The sequence below is a fragment of the Streptosporangium pseudovulgare genome (assembly GCF_014648055.1).
GTDB lineage: Bacteria > Actinomycetota > Actinomycetes > Streptosporangiales > Streptosporangiaceae > Streptosporangium > Streptosporangium pseudovulgare.
In genome coordinates, this window is the sequence record NZ_BMQJ01000001.1 from 457,906 (window position 1) to 478,263 (window position 20,358).

A 20,358-nucleotide genomic window follows, 5' to 3' on the forward strand; every position below is an offset into this window, starting at 1 on the left:
GCCGGCCCCGCAAGGGCGGCCTTCGGGGGGACGCGATCGGCCGCGTCCGCCGGCGCGCGTCGTCGACCGTGACGGCGTGACCGCCGCACCCGCGGTGAGCCGGCCGTATCGTCATGATCGATGTAACCCCCCGGGCGGGCCGGCGGGCGGGGGACGGCCGGGTCAGCGTTTCATCGCGCCGTCGGCGATGGCGTCGGCGGCGTTGCCGATGGCGACGCCGACGATCTCCAGGCGGCGGACCAGCTCGCGTTCCTTCATCGCCTCGGCGGTCAGCTTCCCGGAGAAGATGCGCGAGATCTCGTACTGGTACATCCTGCGGATCGCGCCGCCGGCCTTCTTGGCTTCCAGGGCGTCGTCGATCACCGCCGCGGGCCTGGCGGACAGGCCGGTCACCGCGTTCTCCAGCGCCTCGATGCCGACGATCACCTGGTCGAGCAGCGGCGAGAAGCGGATCTGGTCGGGCACGCGGTACAGGTGCGACTCCCGGACGAAGTCGCGCAGCGAGTCGAGCACGTCGTCGATGGCGCGCGACAGCCGGTACAGGTCCTCCCGGTCGATGGGCGTGACGACGGCGTCGGTCAGCTCCGCCACGAGCCGCCGGCGCTCCTCGTCGCCCAGGTGCTCGATGGCGCGCATCCGCTCGTGCGCGCCGGCCCTGCCGACCTCTCCCCCGATCATGGACAGGGCCAGCCAGGCGCCCTTCTTGGTGGCCTCCAGCTGGCCGATCAGCGCGTCGGCGAGCGTGCTGTCCATCCGGCCGGTCAGCAGGTCGCGGATCCGCCGCAGCCGCCGCCTCACAGCCCGGCCCCTCTCTCCGCCAGCCGTACGGCGAGCGCCGCCACCCCGGCCAGCAGCCCGCCGGCGGGCAGGGTCAGCGCCCAGGCGACGACGATCCTGAGCGCGGCGGGCCAGCGGACCCGGCCGCCGCCCCGGGAGACGCCCGCTCCGATCAGGGCGCCGGCGATGGCCTGTGTCATGCTCACCGGCATCCCCGCCGCGGCGCAGCCGACCACCGCGGCGCCGGAGGCCAGCTCGGCGGCGACGCCGTGCAGCGGCCGGGAGACGATGATCTCCCGGCTGAGCGTACGGCCGGCCCGGGGCAGGCCGTACAGCGTCCCGGCGGCGAACAGGACGGCCGCGGCGGACGTGACGGACAGCGGGGCCCGGGAGACGCCCAGCGCGATCATGAAGACGGAGAGCATCTTCTGTCCGTCGTTGGCCGCGTAGGCGACGCACTGCAGGGCGAACCCGGCCAGGTGCCAGCGGCGCAGACCGCGCCGGGTGGCGAGGCCCAGCAGCCGCGCCACGACCCAGGCGGCCAGCGCCCCGACGAACGGCGCGGCCAGGGCGACGGCCAGGACCAGCGCGACCGCCCCGCCGGAGACGGGCAGCCCCCAGCCGATGCCGGCGCCGGCCAGGCCGCCGACGACGGCGAGCGTGAGGCTGGTCGGGCGGCCCGAGCCGCTGAGCACCGCGACGACGACCAGCGCGGCGAGCACGGCGATCGTCATGGCCTGCCGGCCGCCCGGACCGCCGAACCCGCCCAGCCGGGTCACGAACGTCAGCGCCACCCGCTGGGAGGCCAGCGGCACGAGCACGAGCGCCGCCGTCAGGGCGAGGATGCCTGCCGCCGGGCGCACGCTGGGCAGTTTGAGGCCGGTCGCCAGCAGTGCGCCGCCGTCGTTCGCCCCGGACACGACCGCGAACACGCACGCGACCGCGCCCAGCACGACGGCGTCGAGCTGCACACGTCCCCCCATCCGGCCGGCGGCGGCGCCGCGTCGGGTGGCGCGCCGTCTCTTCAAGCTTGCCCGACGGGGCGTTCCCCGACTCCGTTTCCGGACGATTCCCCACCCGCACCCGTGATTGACAGGGGCCGCTTCGCGTCCCATTATGAACGAGCGTTCATGAACATGCGTTCATGACAACGGAGAAGCACGTACGGCCGCCCCGGGGCGGCCCCGAGAGGAGATCCGATGGGATCCGTCGTCAACACCCACCAGGCCGAGGCGTGGAACGGCTACGAGGGCGAGCACTGGGCCGGCAACCAGGACCGCTACGACGCCGTCAACAGCGGGTTCAACGACCACCTGCTCGGCGCGGCGGCCGTCGGCGAGGGCGACCGGGTGCTCGACATCGGGTGCGGCAACGGCCAGGTGACGCGCCTGGCCGCGCGGCGGGCCCCGCTCGGCCACGCCACCGGGGTGGACCTGTCGGCGCCGATGCTGGCGCGGGCACGGGCGAGTGCCGCCGCCGAGGGCCTGGCCAACGTGACCTTCGAGCAGGGGGACGCCCAGGTCCACCCCTTCCCCGGCGCCGGGTCCGACGTGGCCGTCAGCCGGTTCGGGATCATGTTCTTCGCCGACCCCGTGGCCGCGTTCGCCAACATCGGCCGCGCGCTGCGCCCCGGCGGGCGGCTCGCGTTCCTCTCCCTGCGCAGGATGGAGGACAACGAGCTGGGCGAGGTCTTCGCGGCGATGGCCCGGCACCTGCCGCGGCGGCCCGCCGCCGCCGAGCACGACGGGCCGGGGCCGGAGTCGCTGGCCGACCCCGGCCGTGTCCGGGAGGTGCTGTCCGGCGCCGGGTTCGGGAAGGTGGACGTGACGGCCGTGGACGCGCCCCAGCACTGGGGGCGTGACGCCGAGGACGCCGGGGCGTTCCTCGGCGCCTGGGGCCCGGTCCGCTTCCTGCTCGACCAGGTCGATCCGGCCGCCGCCGCCCACGCCCGCGAGGCGCTCGTCGAGGCGCTGCGCCCCTTCGAGCAGGCCGGCGCCGTACGGCTGCGCGGTGCCGCCTGGCTGGTCACCGCCGTCCGTCCCTGATCTCGCGGCCCGCCCGCCCGATCGGCCGGTCCGCCCGATCCGTCTCCGGACGCCGCGCGGCCCGCTCACCCGGCCGGGCCGCCCCCGGTTCCCGCCCCGGTCCCGCGGGGGCGGCCGGGGCGGGGACGCCTGACTACGATGAGACGCGATGTCACCGAGAAAAGCGGCCGTCCTGCGGGACGGCGAGGGCGAGCAGAGCCTGCGCGAGCACCTCGTCGCCGCCGCCGAGCGCCTGATCTCCCGGCGCGGCACGGCCGGGCTCACCGTACGGGAGATCGCCCGCGAGGCGCAGGTCGCCGACGGCGTCCTCTACAACCACTTCGCGGGTAAGGAGGAGCTGATCGCGCTCGCCCTGCACGCCCACGTCCGCAACGTCGAGCGGGCACTGGGCGGGCTGCCGGTCAGGGCGGGTGAGGGCGACGTCGAGGCCAACCTCCGCGCCTGCGTCGGGTACGGCCTGGCCCTGCACGCGGCGTTCCTGCCCGCGTTCGCGGGCCTGTTCTCCCAGCCCGAGGTCATGCGGCTGTTCGACAGCATGCCGAACCCGCTGGGAGACGGCCACGGGCTGAAGGCGGTCCTGGCCGGCTACCTGCGCGCCGAGCAGGACCTCGGCCGCCTGTCCCCGGACGCCTCCGCCGAAGCCACCGCGATGCTGATCGTCGGCGCCTGCCACGAGCAGGTCCTGCCGCGCCTGCTGTTCGGCTCCGGCCCGGCTCCGGCCGAGGCGGAGCCGGACTTCGCCGAGGGCGTCGTCACCACCCTCATGCGCGGCATCGCCCCGCGCCCCGCCTCCCGAGGGACCGGTTCCCCGGGTTCGCGAAGCCGGTGACGGCCGCTCCCGGCCGCCGCGTGCGGGCGGCGCCGGGAGAGCGGGGGCGTTAGCCCGCGCGGGGGACGGCGGATCAGTCGGGAGGCGGACGACCCGGGGCGGGGCCGCGGCCTACCTTCCTGTCGGACGGTCCGGAAAAGAGGGACCGTCGCGGGCGGCCCGGAAGAGGGACCGCCGTGGGCGGCCCGGAAGAGGGACCGTGACCGCGGCGGCTCCGGAAGAAGGGCCGTCGCAGGCGGCCCGGGAAGGGCCGCGAGCCCCGCACAGGCATCAGGGGCGCGGAAACGCCCCGCGGACGCGGGGCGGGAGACGCCCCGCGGACCCGCAAGGAAACCCCATGTTCAAGGACTCCGCCACGTTCCGGCGCGTCGCCTCCGGCACGCTGCTGATCGTCGCCCCCCTCCTGCAGGCGATCGCCGTCGTCATCGACCCCGGCACCTGGGGCGACAGCCGGGAGGCCGTCAGCTACGGCGACGACCCCGCGCTGGCCCAGGTCCAGTCGGTGCTGTACCACTGGGCCTACCTGCTGCTCGGCCTGGCCGCCCTCGCCCTGATGCACGTGATGCGCCGCCGCGCCGCGGTCTTCGGGCACATCATGGGCCCGCTGGTCGCCCTCGGCTTCGTCAACCTCTCGGGCCTGCTGCTCAGCGACCCGGTGGAGTGGTGGCTGGGCCGCCACTACAGCCCCGAGGAGGCCCAGCGCATCATGAACGAGATGATGGACCTCCCCGGCTTCGTCTTCGGCTTCCAGATGCCCTGGATCTTCCTCGCCGTCTTCGGCCTGCCGGTCCTGCTGGCCGGCGTCTGGCGGGCCGGGTTCGCGCACTGGTGGGTCCCGCTCGTCGCGGGGATCGGATACGTCACTTCCATGCTCGTCGAGTACGGTCCCGTCACCGTGGTGCTGTGGGCGGCCCCGGTGGTCGCGCTCGGCTCGCTCGGCGTGAAGATGCTCCGGATGAGCCGCGAGGAGTGGGTCTCGTACTACCCGACCGCGGCGCCGGGCCGTACGACCCCCGACTCGTACGCGAACACCACCGCCTGAGCCCGGTCACGCAGGTGGAGCTTCATCAGCACCCGGGCCACGTGGGTCTTGACCGTGGCCTCTCCGACGAAGAGCTCGCGGGCGATCTCGGCGTTGGTCAGGCCACGGGCCAGCAGGCGCAGGACCTCCAGCTCCCGGGGGGTGAGCTCGGCGAGGTGCGGCGGCGGCGCGGGCTCGTGGCGGCCGGCGAAGGAGGCGATGACGCGGGTGGTGACGGCCGGGTCGAGCAGCGCGTCACCGCCCACGACGACGCGGACGGCCTCCACGAGCTGCTCGGGCGGCGACACCTTGAGCAGGAAGCCGCTGGTGCCCGCGCGCAGTGCCGCGTAGAGGTTCTCGTCGGTATCGAAGGTGGTGAGCATGACGACCTTCGGCGGGTCGGGCCAGCCGAGGATCTGCCCGGCCGCGGCGAGGCCGTCCATGCGCGGCATGGAGATGTCCATCAGCACGACGTCCGGCCGGGTACGGCGGGCCACCGCGACGGCCTCCACGCCGTCGGACGCCTCGCCCACCACCTCCATGCCCGGCTCGCTCTCCACGACGAGCCGCAGCCCCGCGCGCACCATCGCCTGGTCGTCGGCGATCACGATGCGGACGACGCCGGTGTCCGTTCCCTGTCCGCTGTTCATCTCCGCTCCTCATCCGGCCGCGCCGCGGCCCGCAGGGATCGTCTGGTCTTCCCGCCCGGCCCGCGGGCCGGCTCACGCACCAGCCCACCCGGTCCGCCCAGCCCGCCCGGTCCGCCCGGTCCGCCCGGTCTATCGGGCCCGTCCACCGGCGAGCACCTCCTGCCTGGTCGGCAGGGACGCGTGGACCCGGAACCCGCCCCCGGGGCGCGGGCCCGCCTCGAAGCCGCCGCCGAACAGCTCGGCGCGCTCCCGCATGCCGATCAGGCCGTTGCCGGTCGACAGGCCGGCCGACAGCTCCGGCGCGGCGGTGCCGCCGCCGTCCACCACCTCGATCTCCAGGCGGTCGGGGAGGTAGGAGAGCGTGATCCGGATGTCGGACTCGCCGGCGTGCTTGACGGCGTTGGTGAGGGCCTCCTGCGCGATGCGGTAGGCCGACAGGTCCAGGCCCGGAGCGAGCCGTACCGGCTCGCCCGTCACGTCGAGGGCGACGCGCAGGCCCGAGGAGGCGAGCGTGCCGACCATGCCGGCGAGCATGTCCAGGCCCGGCTGCGGGATGGCCTCGTCCAGCGGCATGCGCAGCGCGCCGAGCATGACGCGCAGCTCCTCGACCGCCTCGCGGCCCATCCGCTCGATGCCGAGCAGCGCCTCGCCGTCCCCGGAGCCGGTACGGCGCAGCACCCCGGCCTGCATGACCATCATGCTGACGCTGTGCGCGACCACGTCGTGCAGTTCGCGGGCGATGCGGGTCCGCTCCTCGGCGACCGCCTCGGCGGCCCTGCGTTCCCTGTCACGTTCCACACGCTCGGCGTGCTCGGCCAGGCGGCGGGCCCGCGCGGCGTAGGCGTGCACGGCCAGGCCGGTGAGGTAGGCGGCGCCGAAGACGACCGTCAGGAAGATGACCTCGTCGAAGGGGAGCCAGCGGTGGTCGACCGCGCCGGAGTCGAAGACCAGGATCCCGGCCGCGGCCCAGGCGAGGCTCCGCTTGAGGTTCAGCTCGGCGCCGACCGTGTGGAAGACGATCAGCAGGGAGGCGAGCTGCCAGGTCTGGCACGCCTCGTAGCCCTGCCGGTGCCAGACGTACTGGGCGAGGATCATCAGGATGAAGACGGCGACGGGCACCCTGCGCCGGAACCAGATCAGCAGGCCCGTGACGAGGGCCTGGCCGATCCACCACAGCTCGGGGGTCTCGGCGGCGCCGTAGTCGGCCGCCACGGTGAACGCCTCCAGCGTGCCCAGGGCGATGACCGCGCAGCCGATCAACAGGTCGGGGGTGGGCACCGTGCGGAGGCGCCGGACGAGCGGAGCCGTACGGAGGAGCCGGGGAAGGGGGAGGGGAACCGCCATGCGGGGAGACTAGACCGCCGCGCCCCTTCTTCATATAGGGCGGATCGCCCGGCCAACCCGTTTGCAAGCCGCCTGCAAGTCAGAACGTCTGAAATGAGACACTTCGTACAAATCGGTCGGCGAGTGCGTCGTCGCACGCGGTCGGCGCGCAGAAGTAGATCACGAGGGCCGGTTCGTCCGGTCGCTCCACGGCCCAGCCGGTGAAGTCCAGCCGGCCGCCGCGCTGCGGGTCGGCGATCGACCCCTCCAGCCGCACGCCGGGCTGCCCGCCCACCCGCACCTGGACCACCTCGGAGAACACGTTGACCGTGCCCGGCAGCGACGACTGCAGGGTCTCCTGGAGCTGCTGGGCGTTCCCCCGCGGGTCGAGCGTGTCCAGCGTCTGCGCGTAGACGCCGACGGCGTCCTCCGGCGCGTCCCGGATGATCCGGTTGACGGTCGCCCAGTCGGCGGTGACCGGCGTGCCGAACAACGCCCGGAAGTCCTCCGCCCGGGGCGAGGCCACCACGAACACGTCGGCGTGCGGGCGCGGCTCCCAGCCGCCGGGATGCTCGAAGGCGATCGGCACGGCGGGCGAGCCCGGGTAGGAGGCCCACTCGTCGCCGCCGCGCAGGACCGTCGCCAGCGTCGCCACCAGTGCGATGATCAGCGCTATCGCCGCCGCCGCGCCGACGACGATCCGCCGGCCGCCGGGCCGCGCCGCCCCGCGCCCCGCCGGGCCGCCCTCCGGTGCCCCGCTCCCCCGCCCGGTCCGCTCCCCCGTCCGGTCCGCCCGCGCCTCGGGCCGCCCCGCCGTCCCCGCCGTCCCCGCCGTCCCCGCCGCCGGCACGGTGCCCGCGACGGACCCGTACGGCCGGCCGCTGATCGCGTCGCGCAACTCGGCGACGAACCGGGCGCAGGTGTCATAGCGCTGCTCGGGTGACTTGGCCAGCGCCCGCGCCATGACCCCGTCCACCTCCAGGGGCAGCTCGGGCCGGAGCGCGGTGAGCGGGGTGGGCGTCTCGGCGAGGTGCGCCCACAGCAGCGCGATCTCGTTGTCGCGCTCGAACGGCAGCCGTCCGGACAGCGCCTCGTAGACCACGCAGGCCAGGGCGTACTGGTCGCAGCGGCCGTCGATGCGCTCCTTGTTGATCTGTTCGGGGGCCATGTAGCGGGGCGTGCCGATGAACTGGTCGGTCTCGGTCAGCCCGGACAGCGAGGTGCGGTGCTTGGTGATGCCGAAGTCGGTGAGGTAGGCGTGGTCGCCCTCGGCGTGGCCGGCGATCAAGATGTTGGCGGGCTTGACGTCGCGGTGGATCAGGTCGTGCGCGTGCGCGGTGTCCAGTGCGGCGGCGACCTGGGCGAAGATCCGGTTGACCTGGCTGACCGGCATCGGCCCCCGGTCGTAGAACAGGCGCCGCAGGTCGGGCCCGTCGACGTAGCGCATCGCGATGTAGAGGGTGCCGTCGGCGGCGGCGTCGGCCTCGTAGATCGGGATGATGTTGGGGTGGTCCATGCTCGCGACCGTCCGCGACTCCAGCACGAAGCGCCGCCGGAACCGGTCGTCCTCGCTGAGCAGCGGGTTGAGGATCTTCAGCGCCACCCGGCGGTTGAGCCGGGGGTCCACCGCGAGGTAGACCACGGCCATGCCGCCCTTGCCGATGACGTCCTCGATGCGGTATCCGGCCATCTCCTGGCCGATCAGGCTTCTCTCGTTCACGGCCGTCACGTCTCACAGGGGTGGCCGCAGTAACCGCAGAACCGGTGCGCGGGCCCCAGTCGCATGCCGCAGGCGGTGCAGTACCGCTGCGAGCCCGTCCCGGTGGGCCGGGTCTCCTGCTCGGAGAGGGTGCCGGGGCCTCGGCCCTCCGCCGGTCCGCCGCCGGTCTCCGCGCTCCGGGTGCCCGTCCCGCCGGTCTCCGCGGCCCGGGTGCCCGTCCCGCCCGTGTCCGCGCTCCGGGTGCCCGTCCCGCCCGTGTCCGCTCCAGGGCCGCGGGCGACCAGCACCGAACGGCCGGGAGAGGAGGGCGTCCTGGGCAGCGCGGGGAAGGACCGGTTGACCGCCACCGTGGGGTCGGCCGCCTCCCCGGACGGCCGGAACGGCGGCGGGACGGGCGTCGGCGGCCCCGCCACCTCGGTCTCCTCCCCGGATGTCCCGGACGCCCCGGACGCCCCGGACGTCCCGGACGTCTCCGCCGCGGCGCCGCGGCGCCAGAGCAGCAGCGCGGCGGCCAGCACCGCGGCCACCAGCACGCCGCCTGCCGCGAGGAACATCCACAGGGGCGGCCCGCGACGGTCGTCGGCCGGGGACGACCGCGCCTGGGCGGCGCCCTTGTCCTCGGCGGTGCCGCGCTTGGCCTGGGCCTCCTTCAGGCGGGTCGCGGCCACGGTGTGCCCCGGGTACAGCTCCAGGACCCGCTGGAAGGCCGGTACGGCGTCGCCGTAGTAGCCGGTGTGGAAGCGGGTCAGCGCCTGCTCGAAGGCGGCGTCGATCGGGCCGCGCCGGGGCGTGACCCGGGCCTCGGCCAGCGCCCTGGCCACCTCGCGGACGCCGAGCATCCGGGCGTCGTCACCGCCACCGGTCAGCAGCCCGACGACCTCGCCCTTGTGGTCCTCGATCACCGGCCCGCCGAGCAGGCCCCGGTCGATGAGGGCGCCCAGCTTCTTCGGCTCGTCGGCCTTGCCCTCCGGGTCCTTGAAGCGCCGGCCGCCCTCGCCCGCACCGCCGGCGCGCAGGTGCGCGATGTCCACGGTCTCCGGCAGGTTCGCGGCGGGCCGCCCGGTGAAACCGGCGACCGACACCGGCGAGCCCTCCTTGTCGGGCACCGTGGCCGCCAGCGGGGCCGTGGGCATGCCCGCGCCGCCGTCGGCGCGGCCGGCCGGGGCCAGCACGGCGGGGCCGTCGGGGCTGTCGGCTGTGGTGACGATCTCCGCCTTGAACCCCTCCCGGTCGGGGGGAGAGATGTTCGGGAAGACGCGGATCTCGGTGCTCACGTCGAAGATGCAGGTCGCCGTGGGCCGCTTGGGCGGGTAGCACTCCTGCAGGTGGTGGTCGAGCCGGTCGTCCTTGACGTGGTGCCGCTCGAAGTCGGCGGGGATCTTGGCCTTGTGGTGGTCGGCGAAGATCCTGTTCGCGGCGTAGACCTCGATGTCCTTGGCGCTCTTGACCACCCGGGTGAGGGTGACGACGGCGCCCTCGGGGGTGACGACCGTCCCGGTGCCGGAGCCGATCGGCACCTCGTAGCTCCGCTCGACGTGGACGAGCTCGCCGATGTGGTCGAGCAGGGTGACGTCGACGTGCGCCGTCGCCTCGACCCGCACGACCGCGGGGGTCACCAGATCGGTGATCCCGCTGGGATGCTCGTGCGCCAGCGCGGGCGCCGTCGCGGCGACGGCCACACCGAGGCCGCCGAGGAACACCAGAGCCGAGCCCAACCGCCGCATGGCCACTCCACAGGGGGGATAAGGACAGCCTGGCAACCGTAGAGCAGAAGTCAAGGGCACGGAAGGGGTACGGAGAGAATCCGTCCGCTCACACCCGGGGAACCCGGCCCCACCTGGCCGGGAGGGCCCGGTTCAGCCGCGGGAGCGCAGGAGCACCGCCGGGTCGAAGCTCACCTCGAAGGGGGCCACCGGTCTCGCGGTCTCGCCGGCCTCGTACTTCACCGCGGGCTTGTACTCGTCGTCGGCCAGCTCGTGGACGTGCAGGCACGGCCCCTCGGCGAGTTCGATCCGCCAGTAGATGGGGATCCCGGCGGCGGCGTAGGCCGAACGCTTCATGTGCCGGTCGCGCTTGCGGGTGGTCGGGCTGACCAGCTCCACGGCCAGGAGGATGTCGTCGGGGGCGAACATGAGCTCCGTCTCCTCGACGGCCCCGGTCGGCACCACGACGAGGTCGGGGATGAAGAAGTCGCGGGGACCGATCCCGAGGTTGACCTCCGGCAGCGGCTCGAACTCCGGCGGCGCGGCATCCTCAAGAAGCCTCAGCAGGCGGGCGAGGGCGCGTTGGTGCATGGGGGTGGGAGAGGGGCTCACCAGAAGGCTCCCGTCGAAGAGCTCGTAGCGGTTCCCGTCGTCGGGGAACGTCAGCAGGTCGTCGACGCTGAACGGCGGTTTTCCGCGGAGAACCGTCCGTTCGGGGGCGTGCCCTGTCGTAGGTTCTGTCGTCGCCATAGCGGTCACCTGCCCAAGTATCGGGAGTCCGGCCCTCGCTCACATGGTAGTTCCGGAAATCTCCTCACCCTGAGTAATGTCCTGATCACTTCTCGTCCGGCCGCGGGGGCCTCGCCGTACGGCGGAGTGCCGATCACGTCCCGCCCAGTCGCGGGCGCCTCGCCGTACGGCGGAGTGGACGGCGCGGGCGACGCGGGCGCCCCAGAGCGAGCGCGGGCCGCCGAACGGTTCCTCGGGCCCGTCGTCGCGTACGGCCACGCAGACCGCGTCGGAGGCGGTGCCCGTGCAGGGGAATCCCTCCTCGACGAGCGCCTGGGTCTTGGCCTCGGTCACCGTCATGACCGTGTTGACCAGGGCGGCGTCGCTCATCGCGACCGGCACGGCCACGATGATGTTGATCGTGCCGGGCATGTGCATCGGGGCCAGTTCCGGGTCGGCGGCGCCCTCGGGGGCGGCGGCCCAGGTCGGGACGCGCAGCCCGGTGGTGGCGGCCACCTTCACTCCCCCGTCGGCGGCCCGGGTGAACCTCTCGACGGACGCGGCGGTCAGCATGCCGACGCCGCGGCCCGGCGGGGCCATCTCCAGCAGGTGCGCGACCGGGTCCATCCGCGCGTAGCCGCCCGGGACCTGGGCGTTGAGCACCCACTCCACCGGGCCGATGCCGCCGCCGACCATGGCCGAGGAGATCGCCCGCCAGCCGGGGCCGAACTCCCACAGCAGCGAGGCGAGCCGCACCCCGTCCTCGACACGGTGACTCAGCAGCACGGGCCCTCCTGGAGAACGCGGTGGATCAGCGGCACGGGTCCTCCGTGCGGGCGCCGGACCCGGACGGCGTGTCCGGGCGGCCCTCCCTGGCCGGGCGGCCCTCCCTGGCCGGGCGATCTTCCCGGTCCGGGCGATCTTCCCGGTCCGGGCGGTCCTCCCGGTCCGGGCGGCCTCGCCGTCCGGGGCGGCCGGGCCGTTCCAGGTGGACCTGCGGCCGGCCCGAGGGGTCCGTCTCGACGCGGACGTGGGCGTCGAAGTGCTCGGCGATCAGCTCACCGGTCAGCACCTCCGCCGGGGAGCCCGACGCGGCGACCCGGCCCCCGGCGACCAGCGTCATCATGTCGGCGTACTGGCCGGCGACGCCCAGGTCGTGCAGGGTCGTGACCACGGTCAGCCCGTCGGCGAGCCGGAGCCGGTCGACCAGCTCCAAGACCTGCTGCTGGTGCCCCAGGTCGAGGGCGGTGGTGGGTTCGTCGAGCAGGAGCACCGGGGCCTGCTGGACCAGCGCCCTGGCGAGCACGACGCGCTGGCGCTCGCCGCCGGACAGCCGGCCGAGCGGGCGGCGGGCCAGGGCCGACAGGTCGAGGCGCTCCAGCACCGACGCGGTCACCTCGCGGTCGCGGCGGCCCTCGCGCCCCAGGTAGGGGATGTACGGCGTGCGGCCCAGCAGGGCGTAGTCGAAGACGGTCATGTCGCCCGGCAGGGCGGGCGCCTGGGGGGCGTAGGCCAGCAGCCTCGCCCGCTCCCGGGGTTTGAGCGTGCGGACCGGCGTGCCGTCGATGAGCACCTCCCCCGAGTGGGGCAGCACCCCGGCGACCGCCTTGAGCAGCGTGGACTTGCCCGCGCCGTTGGCGCCGATGACGGCCAGCCAGCCGCCGCGGCGCACCCGCAGGCCGACGCCGGACAGCACGGTCCGCGTCTCCAGCACGACCTCGAGATCGCGCACCTCGACACCGCCCGCCGTGTCCCGGCCGTCCCTGTCGTCCGCGCCGTCCGCGCCGCTCCCATCCGCGGTTCGGCGGATCACCGCTCCCCCGTCCGTGTCCCGGCCGCTCACGCGTCCGCCCTCCTGGTCACGCGGAGCACGGCGACGAAGAACGGCGCGCCGACGAAGGCGGTGACCACGCCGATGGGCAGCTCGGCCGGGGCGAGGACGGTCCTGGCCAGGAGGTCGGCGAGGACCAGGAAGGCGCCGCCGCCGAGCAGCGAGAGCGGGAGGACGACCCGGTAGGACCCGCCGGCGAGGCGGCGGACCGCGTGCGGGACCACGATCCCCACGAAGCCGATCAGGCCGCTGACGGCCACCGCCGAGGCGGTGGCCAGCGAGGCGGCGAGCAGTACGGCGAAGCGGACCCTGGCCACGTTGAGTCCCAGGCTCGCGGCCTCGTCGTCGCCGACGGACAGGACGTCCAGCAGCCTGCCGTGCAGCAGCATGATCACCACCGAGACCGCCGCGTAGGGGGCGACCAGCCCGATCTGGCTCCAGCCTCCGCCGACGTTGCCGAGGATCCAGGAGTAGATGCGCTGCAGCTCCTCGACCCGGAGCTGCTGCAGGAAGGTCTGGATGGCGGTGAGGAAGGAGGACACGGCCACGCCCGCCAGGACGAGCGTGGCGGTGCCCCCGCCGCGGCCGGCGATGTTGCCCAGCGCGTAGGCGAGCAGGACGCCGCCGATCGCCCCGGCGAACGCGGCGGCCGGGATCAGCAGCGACTGGTCGTCGCCCCTGGCGAACACGACCGTCGCCGTGGTCGCCAGGCCCGCGCCCGCCGCGGCGCCCAGCAGGTACGGGTCGGCCAGCGGGTTGCGGAAGACGCCCTGGTAGGCGGCTCCGGCGCAGGCGAGCAGGCCGCCGACGACCGCGGCGAGCAGGACCCTGGGCAGCCGCAGCTCCCACAGCAGGCCCTGCTCGACCGGTGCCAGCCCCGGGTCGGCCGAGACGAACGGCAGCCAGTCGAGCAGCTGGAGCGCCACCTTCCCCGGCGGGATGTCGGCGGCGCCGACCAGCAGCGCGGCGAGGGCGCTCGCCAGGAGCGCCCCGACCGCGGTCAGCGCCGTCACCGGCCGGAGCCGGGCCGCGCGTCCCGGGTTTCCGGCGTGGTCACCGGTTTCCGCGCGGCGGGAGGACCCGGCCGGGCCGGCCGTTCCCCGGTCCGGGTCGTGCGGCGGCGGCCCCTCGGGAACGGCGTCCCCGTCGCGGGCGTCTTCCTCGGTGCGGACGGTGTCCCCGGCGCGGGCGCCGGGGACACCGGAGGAGCGGGCGGAGCGGGTCAACTAGTCGGCCGCGGCCTTCTGCACGGCCTCGCCGACCTTCTCGGCGAGGTCCACGACGCGCGGCCCCCAGCGGGAGGCGATGTCGTCGTCGAGTTCGACGACCCGGTCCTTCTCGACGGCCGAGAGCTTGGACCAGCCGGGGCGCTTGGCCAGGGTGGCCGCGGTCTGGGCGCAGCACTTGGTGTCGGCCAGGAAGACCAGGTCCGGGTCGGCCTGGGCGACGAACTCGGCGGAGAGCTTGGGGTAGCCGCCGGCCGGGTCGGGCGCCTTGTCCGCGATGTTGGTCAGGCCGAACAGCCCGTAGACCTGGCCGAGGAACGTGCTGGACGTCACCGAGTAGGGCGTGGTGTCCAGCTCGTGGTAGTAGGTGAGGTTCTTGTCCTTGGGCGCGGCGGCGGCCAGCTCGTCGATCCGCTTGCGCATCCCGGCCACGACCTCGTCGGCCTTGGGCTTGTTGCCGGTGGCGGCGCCGAGGTCGCCGATCTGGTCGTAGGTCTCGTCGAGCTTGGTGGCCGCGGGCTCCAGCAGGACGGGGACGTTGACCTTGGTCAGCTTGGCGACGATGCCGTCGATGTCGTTGGCGAGCACGACCAGGTCGGGCTTCTGGGCGATGATCGCCTCGGCGTTCGGCTTGAACCCCGACAGGTCGGTCTTGGGGGCCTCGGCCGGGTAGGTGGACTGGTCGTCCACCGCGACGACCTGGGCCCCGGCGCCGACGGCGAACAGGCTCTCGGTGGCGGTGGGCGACAGGGAGACGACGCGCTCGGGTCTCCTGGCGATGGTGACCGAGCCGTTGCCGGCCTGGACCGTGACGGGGAACCCGGCCGCCTGGGCGGCGGGCGCGGAGCTCCCACCCGATGAGGCGGCGGGGGACGAGGGGGACGAAGAGGAGTTCTGGCCGCATCCGGACAGGGCCAGCACGCCGAGGAGGGCGCCGGCGAGAACGGGGCGTACGGGCCTCAACCGAGGTCCTTTCAGTTGCCGGAACCGAGAGACCCGTAGAAGTGACGGATCACCCTTTTCCACGAGGGTTGACGACGTCGGCACAACGGAGGCGACCTGGCTCGGCCCCTTGGGGACCATGACAGTTGCGGGACAGCGCCGGACTCACACCGGACTTCGCTACACGCTGCGCGTCGGGCAAACGTTACCAATTCCCCGGGGAGCCGTGACATGGGGTCCTCGGATCGGCTCCACGCCGCCCGGTCACGGCCCCACGCCCCCGGGCCGCGCCCCGCGCCATCCGGGGACACCTTGCGCCGCCCGGGGACGTCCGGTCTCCGCCCGTGGTGCGGCGCGCGCCGCCGTACGGAGTCCCATGGCGCGGGGCGGCACGGCGCCCGGCGGTCAGGCCCGGGTGAGCTGCTCCTCGGCGGCCGAGATGATCTCCTGCAGGCGCAGGCCGTGGGCGGCGTCGAGGGGGTGGCCGCCCCCGCCGTGCACGGTCTCGGCGAACTCCGCGAGCATCACGGAGAAGACGTCGGGGCCGAGCCGGTCGCCGTCCATGGCCTCCGTGCCCAGCTTGCCGTAGACCTCGACGGCGGCGGGCGGCTTGTCGCCCGGCACGCTCATGCACAGCGACGCCTCGCTGACCGCGCCGCCCTCGTGCTCCAGCAGCAGGCCGACCCAGCCCCGCGTGTTGCCGTGGGCGCGGACCGCGGTGACCCGGCCGAGCGCGGCGTCCAGCATGTCGATCATGTGCGGGCCGACGTCGAGGATCGCGCCGCGCTCCAGCCGCCAGGGGCTGGTGAAGCCGCTGCCGAGCAGTGCGCCGGAGATGTGGGCCGCCCGGCCGCCGAAGGGCTCGATCGCCGAGACCCGGGCCAGGAACGCCCGGGTGGCCGGCGAGTAGCGCCAGGTGAGGACCATCTGGGAGGGCACCCCGGCCTCGGCGATGGCGTCCGCCAACCGCCGGGCGCCCTCCAGGTCGGCCGCGAGCGGCTTCTCCAGCAGCAGCGCCTTGCCCTCCTTGGCGGCGCGCACGCCCAGTTCGGCCTGTACGGCGGGCGGCACCGCGAACGCGACCGCCTCGCAACTGTCGAACAGCTCCTCGATCCGCTCGAAGACCGGGACGCCGAACCCGGCCGCCGCCCCGGGCCGCCGCGCCCACACGCCGGTCAGGCGGGTGTGCGGTCCGGCCGACAGCATCGGCGCGTGCACCTTCTCGGCCCACGGCCCGGCACCCACCAGGCCCACAGATATCGTCACGCCCCCAAGTTTCTCACGGGGCGGGCCGCCGGACGGGGGCGCTCCGCCGGAGCGGAGGGACCGGCCGGCGGCGGGGCCGGACGGCCGCGCGGGGCTCCCGCCGGGGCGGCGAGGACGCCGGACCGGCCATGCGAGGGGCGTTTCGGCCGGGGTGGCGGGAGCGCCGGGCCGGCCGTACCGGCATGATGGGTGGCATATGAGAGAGATGTTCCTGCTACGGCATGGCGAGACGGAGTGGAGCCGCAACGGCCGCCACACCGGGCGCACGGATCTGCCGCTGACCGAGAAGGGGGAGGCCCAGGCGCGGGCGCTCGCCCGGCTGGTCGCGGAGCGATCCTTCGACCTGGTGCTGGTCAGCCCGGCGGCGCGGGCCCGCCGTACGGCCGAGCTCGCCGGCCTCACCGACTACGAGATCGACCCCGACCTGTGGGAGTGGGACTACGGCGGGTACGAGGGGATCACCACCCCGGCGATCCGCGAGGACCGGCCCGGCTGGTATCTGTGGCGTGACGGGGTGGTCCCCGGCGACGCCGACCACCCCGGCGAGGGCGCGGCGGAGGTCGGGGCCCGCGCCGACCGGGTGATCGGCCGGGCCCGCGCCGCCGGCGGCGAGGTGGCGCTGGTGGCCCACGGGCACTTCCTGCGGGTGCTGTGCGCCCGCTGGCTGGACCTCCCTCCCACCGACGGCAGGCTCTTCCGGCTGGACACCGGCACCTACTCCCGGCTGGGGTACGAGCACGCCGAACCGGTCGTGCTCAGCTGGAACGCTCCGCTTTAGACCCCGTTTCCGGCGGCGGCACACCGCACGGGACCGACCGGTTCGTTCGGGTCATGCCGCTCGCCGGCCGGAGGTGGGGAACTCCCCGGCCTCGGGCGGCAGGCTCGTTCCGTGAGAGGGCGGGTGGGCGGGCGGGGCGGAACCGGAGTCTCCGGAAACGTCTCGATCCGCGACGCCGTCGTCGTGACCGTTTCCATCCCCTGAGAGTCCCGCGGCGCCCGTGCCGCCGCGGAGTTCGGAGTTCCGGCAGTGCTTTTCGACGTCACCCGCAGCGAGCTCGCCGGCGTCTTCGGCGAGGACCGGATCGCGACCCTGCCCGCCACCGCCTTCCCGCCCTCCGCCGCGGACACCGAGGGCGCCCGCCTCCTGCGGACCGTCGGCGTCCCCACCGGGACGCTCTGGCTGCGTGAGCCCGACGAGGACACCGGCCGGTTGCCCCTCGTCCAGGACGTCGTCGACGCCGAGGACTTCGAGGACGCCCCGGAGGACGCGGGCGAATGGCCCGTCATCGGCTGGCTGCTCAACGCCCACCTCGCCCTCGACCCCGGTTCCGGCAGGGTGCACGCCTTCGACGCCGACGAGGAGACCGTGCAGGCACTCCACACGGACGTCTCCTCCCTCGTCCAGGTCACCCTCCGGTTCCAGCGCCTGCTCGAGGAGTTCACCTTCAGCGGCGACGACGCCGACGAGGAGGCCGACTTCGAGCGCCTGGATCGCGAGGTGGAGCGTGTCCGTCAGGAGACGAGCGGCGTCGACCCGCTCCCCTTCCAGGACGACGAGACCGTCTGGTCGGTGGTCGGCGACGAGATCGCCGCGGGCCAGCGCTTCAAGGGCGACAGCCCGGGAGCCCGCTCGCTCTACGGGTGATGGACCTTCGATCCGGACGTGCCGCGGTCGACCGGATTCGGCCCCGTCGACGGCCCCCCTTTTCGCGGCCCGGTGGCGGGTGCCGGTTCGCCGGGGCCGGCCGCCGCGCCGGGTTGCGGCCCGCGGCCCGTCAGCCATTCGATGACCCCGAGGTGGCCGCGGCGGGCTTCCTCGAAGTGCCGCCACCGCCAGTAGCGGGGCTGGTCGCGCACCCCGGTGACCCACGTGCAGTAGGACACCGGGGCGGACGTCCCGTCCTCCGCGGCCGGCGAGGCCACACCGTAGGTGCGGATCACGACGCGCCCACCCGGTGCGAACAGCACGTCGTCGGACACGGGATACAAGGTCATCTGGTCGAGCACGGTGGAAACCCCCGATCAACTGTGGGACCCACTCTCGCCCCTCCTGCCGCTCCCCCGGTTACGCCTCCGGCGCGACCGGGTTAACCAGATGAGCCGGGTGTAAAAACACTGTTACACGGTGAGGCTGTCGAACTCCCCGTCCTTCACCCCGAGCACCAGGGCGCGGATCTCGTCGCGTGTGTAGATCAGGGCCGGGCCGTCGGGAAAACGCGAGTTGCGGACGGCGATGCTGCCGTCCGACAGCTCGGCCAGCTCGACGCAGTTGCCCTGCGAGTTGCTGTAGCGGCTCTTGCGCCACCTGGCTCCCGCCAGATCGGTGGCGGGCATGCCGTTGTAGGTCTTCTCCATTTAGATCTCTCCGAGAAGGTCGCCGAGGATCTCGGCGGTGCCCCCGGGCGTGGTGCTTTCCACGCACAGCTGCTCCATGGCCGTGAGGTAGGGGTCGACGTCCTCACGTTTGTCCAGGTAGAGGGCACCCCAGAGCTGCTCGACGTAAACGACGTCCGACAGGTCGGACTCGGGAAACCGTAAGATGCTGAACGCGCCCCCCTCGGCCGCGTGCATACCGAACCTGAAGGGCATCACCTGGAGGGTGATGTTGGGCAGCGCGGCGACCTCCAGCAGGTGCTGGATCTGCTCGCGCATGGTCTCCTTGCCCCCGATGGGCCGGCGCAGGGCCGCCTCGTCGATGACCGCCCACAGGCGCGGGCCGTCCTTGCGGGTGAAGCGCTCCTGCCGTTGCATCCGCATGTGCACACGGCGCTCGATCTCCGCCACCGGCGCGTCCGGGTAGCCGAGCCGGATCACGGTGCGCGCGTAGTCGGACGTCTGGAGCAGGCCGGGCACGAACTGCACCTCGTAGGTGCGGATCACGCTCGCCGCCTCCTCCAGCCCCACGTAGGTGGTGAACCAGTTCGGGAGCAGGTCGCCGTACTTGTGCCACCATCCGGGGGTGTTCGCCTCGCGGACCATCTCCAGCAGGCCGCGCCGTTCCGCGTCGTCGAGCACGCCGTACAGGGTGAGCAGGTCCTCCACGTCGCGGGTCTTGAAACCGACACGGCCGAGTTCCATCCGGCTGATCTTGGACTCCGAGGCGCGGATGTGGAATCCGGCGGCCCCGCGGCTGAGTCCCTTCTCCTCACGCAGGCGGCGCAGGCTTGCGCCGAGCATGATGCGCCGAACGGTGGAACCGGTACCGGGCGGGTCTATGGACACGTGGTGCTCCTCGCTCGCTTTCCTGATCGACAGTTTGTCACTTCGCGGCCCGTGACTTGCTTGGCCGCGGAAAATCCCCTTTCCGCGTTGATCGACCGACTTACCGGTAACCGTAGCGCTTGCACACGCCCAATGCACGTGCATTCGCTCTTGCACCTGCACAGGAGTTTGCACCATGATGATCCATGTGCAGTCCGCTCAAACCGCTCCCCCCAGAACGTCGTGGACGGCGCTCGACTGGTGGCCGCCCGTGGGCTGGTGGCCCGACGCCGCGCGTGACCTCCTGTCCGGGTCCCCGGCTCCGGCCAGCGCCACCTTCGTGCTCCCCCCGAGCGCGGAGTCGGTCCACTCGGCGCGCAGCTTCGCCACCGGCACCCTGACCGGCTGGAACCTCGCCGACCTGAGCGAGAGCATGGAACTGATCGTCTCGGAGCTGGCCACCAACGCGTTCCGGCACGGCCTGCGGCTGGCCGAGAGGCGCGCCAAGGAGCCCATCAGACTCTCCCTGCTGCGCCGGGACGGCCTCGTGGTCTGCGCGCTCAACGACCCCGGCGCCGGCTTCCCCGCGCTCCGCGATCACTCCCCGCTGGACGTCGGCGGCCTCGGACTGCACATCGTCGACTCGCTCAGCCTCCGCTGGGGCTGGGCTCCGCTGGCCCCGTACGGCAAAATCGTCTGGGCCGTCCTCGGTTAGGCTCCGTGCCGTGGATCGTCCCGCCCGCCGCGGAGATCCACGGAACGGAGTCCGACCGGCCGCCGCGGGACGCCCCCGCCGGAGAACGGCCGGCCCCGTCCCGCGAGGCGGACCCGCCCCCTCGACCCGCCGCCGTCCCCCGGTGCCCCCTCCCCGGCCCTCCCGAAGTCCAGCCCCTCCCCGAAGCCCGCACACCCCACAGTCCTTCCCGGAAGGCGCCGCCTCTTCCCCTCATCTGGCGCCGGCCCGGTTCCGGGGCCGCCATCCGACTCCCCCTCGGGCGGCCCCGGGACCCGGCCAGAGAACAGATGGTCACCGGCGGGGAACTCATTGCATTCTGCGCGGTGCATGCCTCCCGGGATGCCCTCTGCATTACCGTG

21 protein-coding genes are annotated in these 20,358 nt (G+C 73.9%); 6 read left to right on the top strand and 15 right to left on the bottom strand.

All coding sequences use genetic code 11. From position 1 onward, the window contains the following. Positions 1-162 precede the first annotated feature (162 nt). Positions 163-798: a DUF47 domain-containing protein gene (locus IEZ10_RS01890; protein ID WP_229810843.1), complete on the bottom strand. Its 636-nt coding sequence runs from the start codon at positions 796-798 to the stop codon at positions 163-165. Then, positions 795-1,748: an inorganic phosphate transporter gene (locus tag IEZ10_RS01895; RefSeq protein ID WP_229810844.1), complete on the bottom strand. Its 954-nt coding sequence runs from the start codon at positions 1,746-1,748 to the stop codon at positions 795-797. The genes IEZ10_RS01890 and IEZ10_RS01895 overlap by 4 nt, the downstream gene beginning before the upstream one ends. 228 nt (positions 1,749-1,976) lie before the next feature. Between IEZ10_RS01895 and IEZ10_RS01900 the strand changes: the two genes are divergently transcribed. The 3 genes from IEZ10_RS01900 to IEZ10_RS01910 all read left to right on the top strand — a co-directional run bounded on the left by IEZ10_RS01900 (position 1,977) and on the right by IEZ10_RS01910 (position 4,693). Continuing rightward, positions 1,977-2,822, top strand: coding sequence for a class I SAM-dependent methyltransferase (locus IEZ10_RS01900; RefSeq protein ID WP_189244674.1), 846 nt, complete (start codon positions 1,977-1,979; stop codon positions 2,820-2,822). 148 nt (positions 2,823-2,970) lie between these two features. Continuing rightward, positions 2,971-3,651, top strand: a complete 681-nt coding sequence (locus IEZ10_RS01905; protein WP_189244675.1) for a TetR/AcrR family transcriptional regulator — start codon at positions 2,971-2,973, stop codon at positions 3,649-3,651. Between the two features lie 337 nt (positions 3,652-3,988). Further along, positions 3,989-4,693: a hypothetical protein gene (locus IEZ10_RS01910; protein ID WP_189244676.1), complete on the top strand. Its 705-nt coding sequence runs from the start codon at positions 3,989-3,991 to the stop codon at positions 4,691-4,693. Here the strand turns inward: IEZ10_RS01910 and IEZ10_RS01915 are convergent. From IEZ10_RS01915 to IEZ10_RS01960, 10 genes are all read right to left on the bottom strand, one after another. Further along, positions 4,633-5,322 (bottom strand): response regulator, encoded by a 690-nt coding sequence (locus tag IEZ10_RS01915; protein WP_179818659.1) that lies wholly within the window; start codon positions 5,320-5,322, stop codon positions 4,633-4,635. The genes IEZ10_RS01910 and IEZ10_RS01915 overlap by 61 nt on opposite strands. Positions 5,323-5,451: 129 nt before the next feature. Next, entirely contained in the window at positions 5,452-6,666 is a 1,215-nt protein-coding gene (locus tag IEZ10_RS01920; protein WP_189244677.1) for a sensor histidine kinase, read from the bottom strand. A gap of 79 nt (positions 6,667-6,745) precedes the next feature. Then, complete coding sequence (locus IEZ10_RS01925) at positions 6,746-8,365, bottom strand: serine/threonine-protein kinase (protein ID WP_229810845.1); 1,620 nt, start codon at positions 8,363-8,365, stop codon at positions 6,746-6,748. 5 nt (positions 8,366-8,370) lie between these two features. Continuing rightward, complete coding sequence (locus IEZ10_RS01930; RefSeq protein WP_189244678.1) at positions 8,371-10,089, bottom strand: zinc ribbon domain-containing protein; 1,719 nt, start codon at positions 10,087-10,089, stop codon at positions 8,371-8,373. A 132-nt stretch (positions 10,090-10,221) separates the two neighbouring features. After that, positions 10,222-10,818: a Uma2 family endonuclease gene (locus IEZ10_RS01935; protein ID WP_189244679.1), complete on the bottom strand. Its 597-nt coding sequence runs from the start codon at positions 10,816-10,818 to the stop codon at positions 10,222-10,224. A gap of 39 nt (positions 10,819-10,857) precedes the next feature. Further along, positions 10,858-11,583, bottom strand: a complete 726-nt coding sequence (locus IEZ10_RS01940) for an adenosylcobinamide amidohydrolase (RefSeq protein ID WP_189244680.1) — start codon at positions 11,581-11,583, stop codon at positions 10,858-10,860. A gap of 25 nt (positions 11,584-11,608) precedes the next feature. Further along, a complete protein-coding gene (locus IEZ10_RS01945) occupies positions 11,609-12,529 on the bottom strand; it encodes an ABC transporter ATP-binding protein (RefSeq protein WP_189244681.1) in 921 nt (306 codons plus the stop codon). Between the two features lie 107 nt (positions 12,530-12,636). Next, complete coding sequence (locus tag IEZ10_RS01950) at positions 12,637-13,641, bottom strand: FecCD family ABC transporter permease (RefSeq protein ID WP_189245058.1); 1,005 nt, start codon at positions 13,639-13,641, stop codon at positions 12,637-12,639. Between the two features lie 213 nt (positions 13,642-13,854). After that, positions 13,855-14,817 (bottom strand): helical backbone metal receptor, encoded by a 963-nt coding sequence (locus tag IEZ10_RS01955; protein ID WP_189244682.1) that lies wholly within the window; start codon positions 14,815-14,817, stop codon positions 13,855-13,857. 384 nt (positions 14,818-15,201) lie between these two features. Continuing rightward, entirely contained in the window at positions 15,202-16,062 is an 861-nt protein-coding gene (locus IEZ10_RS01960; protein WP_189244683.1) for a Gfo/Idh/MocA family protein, read from the bottom strand. A gap of 196 nt (positions 16,063-16,258) precedes the next feature. Between IEZ10_RS01960 and IEZ10_RS01965 the strand changes: the two genes are divergently transcribed. Further along, on the top strand, positions 16,259-16,840 hold the full coding sequence (locus IEZ10_RS01965; RefSeq protein WP_189244684.1) for a histidine phosphatase family protein: 582 nt from the start codon (positions 16,259-16,261) through the stop codon (positions 16,838-16,840). Between the two features lie 249 nt (positions 16,841-17,089). Then, positions 17,090-17,707, top strand: coding sequence for an SUKH-4 family immunity protein (locus IEZ10_RS01970; RefSeq protein ID WP_189244685.1), 618 nt, complete (start codon positions 17,090-17,092; stop codon positions 17,705-17,707). Here the strand turns inward: IEZ10_RS01970 and IEZ10_RS01975 are convergent. From IEZ10_RS01975 to IEZ10_RS01985, 3 genes are all read right to left on the bottom strand, one after another. After that, positions 17,698-18,057: a hypothetical protein gene (locus tag IEZ10_RS01975; protein ID WP_229810846.1), complete on the bottom strand. Its 360-nt coding sequence runs from the start codon at positions 18,055-18,057 to the stop codon at positions 17,698-17,700. The two genes, IEZ10_RS01970 and IEZ10_RS01975, sit on opposite strands and share 10 nt — an antisense overlap. A 123-nt stretch (positions 18,058-18,180) precedes the next feature. Next, positions 18,181-18,417: a DUF397 domain-containing protein gene (locus tag IEZ10_RS01980; RefSeq protein WP_179818668.1), complete on the bottom strand. Its 237-nt coding sequence runs from the start codon at positions 18,415-18,417 to the stop codon at positions 18,181-18,183. Beyond that, a complete protein-coding gene (locus IEZ10_RS01985; protein ID WP_189244686.1) occupies positions 18,418-19,284 on the bottom strand; it encodes a Sco1979 family transcriptional regulator in 867 nt (288 codons plus the stop codon). A gap of 178 nt (positions 19,285-19,462) precedes the next feature. Here IEZ10_RS01985 and IEZ10_RS01990 point away from each other — a divergent pair, with 178 nt between their 5' ends. Continuing rightward, on the top strand, positions 19,463-19,978 hold the full coding sequence (locus tag IEZ10_RS01990; RefSeq protein ID WP_189245059.1) for an ATP-binding protein: 516 nt from the start codon (positions 19,463-19,465) through the stop codon (positions 19,976-19,978). The last annotated feature ends 380 nt before the right edge of the window (positions 19,979-20,358 follow it).

What these genes read in the sequence shown, in the direction of transcription:
- IEZ10_RS01975 (WP_229810846.1), bottom strand. Translation starts at nt 18,057, where the DNA reads ATGACCTTGTATCCCGTGTCCGACGACGTGCTGTTCGCACCGGGTGGG.
- IEZ10_RS01905 (WP_189244675.1), top strand. Translation starts at nt 2,971, where the DNA reads ATGTCACCGAGAAAAGCGGCCGTCCTGCGGGACGGCGAGGGCGAGCAG.
- IEZ10_RS01930 (WP_189244678.1), bottom strand. Translation starts at nt 10,089, where the DNA reads ATGCGGCGGTTGGGCTCGGCTCTGGTGTTCCTCGGCGGCCTCGGTGTG.
- IEZ10_RS01915 (WP_179818659.1), bottom strand. Translation starts at nt 5,322, where the DNA reads ATGAACAGCGGACAGGGAACGGACACCGGCGTCGTCCGCATCGTGATC.
- IEZ10_RS01965 (WP_189244684.1), top strand. Translation starts at nt 16,259, where the DNA reads ATGAGAGAGATGTTCCTGCTACGGCATGGCGAGACGGAGTGGAGCCGC.
- IEZ10_RS01900 (WP_189244674.1), top strand. Translation starts at nt 1,977, where the DNA reads ATGGGATCCGTCGTCAACACCCACCAGGCCGAGGCGTGGAACGGCTAC.
- IEZ10_RS01990 (WP_189245059.1), top strand. Translation starts at nt 19,463, where the DNA reads ATGATCCATGTGCAGTCCGCTCAAACCGCTCCCCCCAGAACGTCGTGG.
- IEZ10_RS01920 (WP_189244677.1), bottom strand. Translation starts at nt 6,666, where the DNA reads ATGGCGGTTCCCCTCCCCCTTCCCCGGCTCCTCCGTACGGCTCCGCTC.
- IEZ10_RS01980 (WP_179818668.1), bottom strand. Translation starts at nt 18,417, where the DNA reads ATGGAGAAGACCTACAACGGCATGCCCGCCACCGATCTGGCGGGAGCC.
- IEZ10_RS01910 (WP_189244676.1), top strand. Translation starts at nt 3,989, where the DNA reads ATGTTCAAGGACTCCGCCACGTTCCGGCGCGTCGCCTCCGGCACGCTG.
- IEZ10_RS01935 (WP_189244679.1), bottom strand. Translation starts at nt 10,818, where the DNA reads ATGGCGACGACAGAACCTACGACAGGGCACGCCCCCGAACGGACGGTT.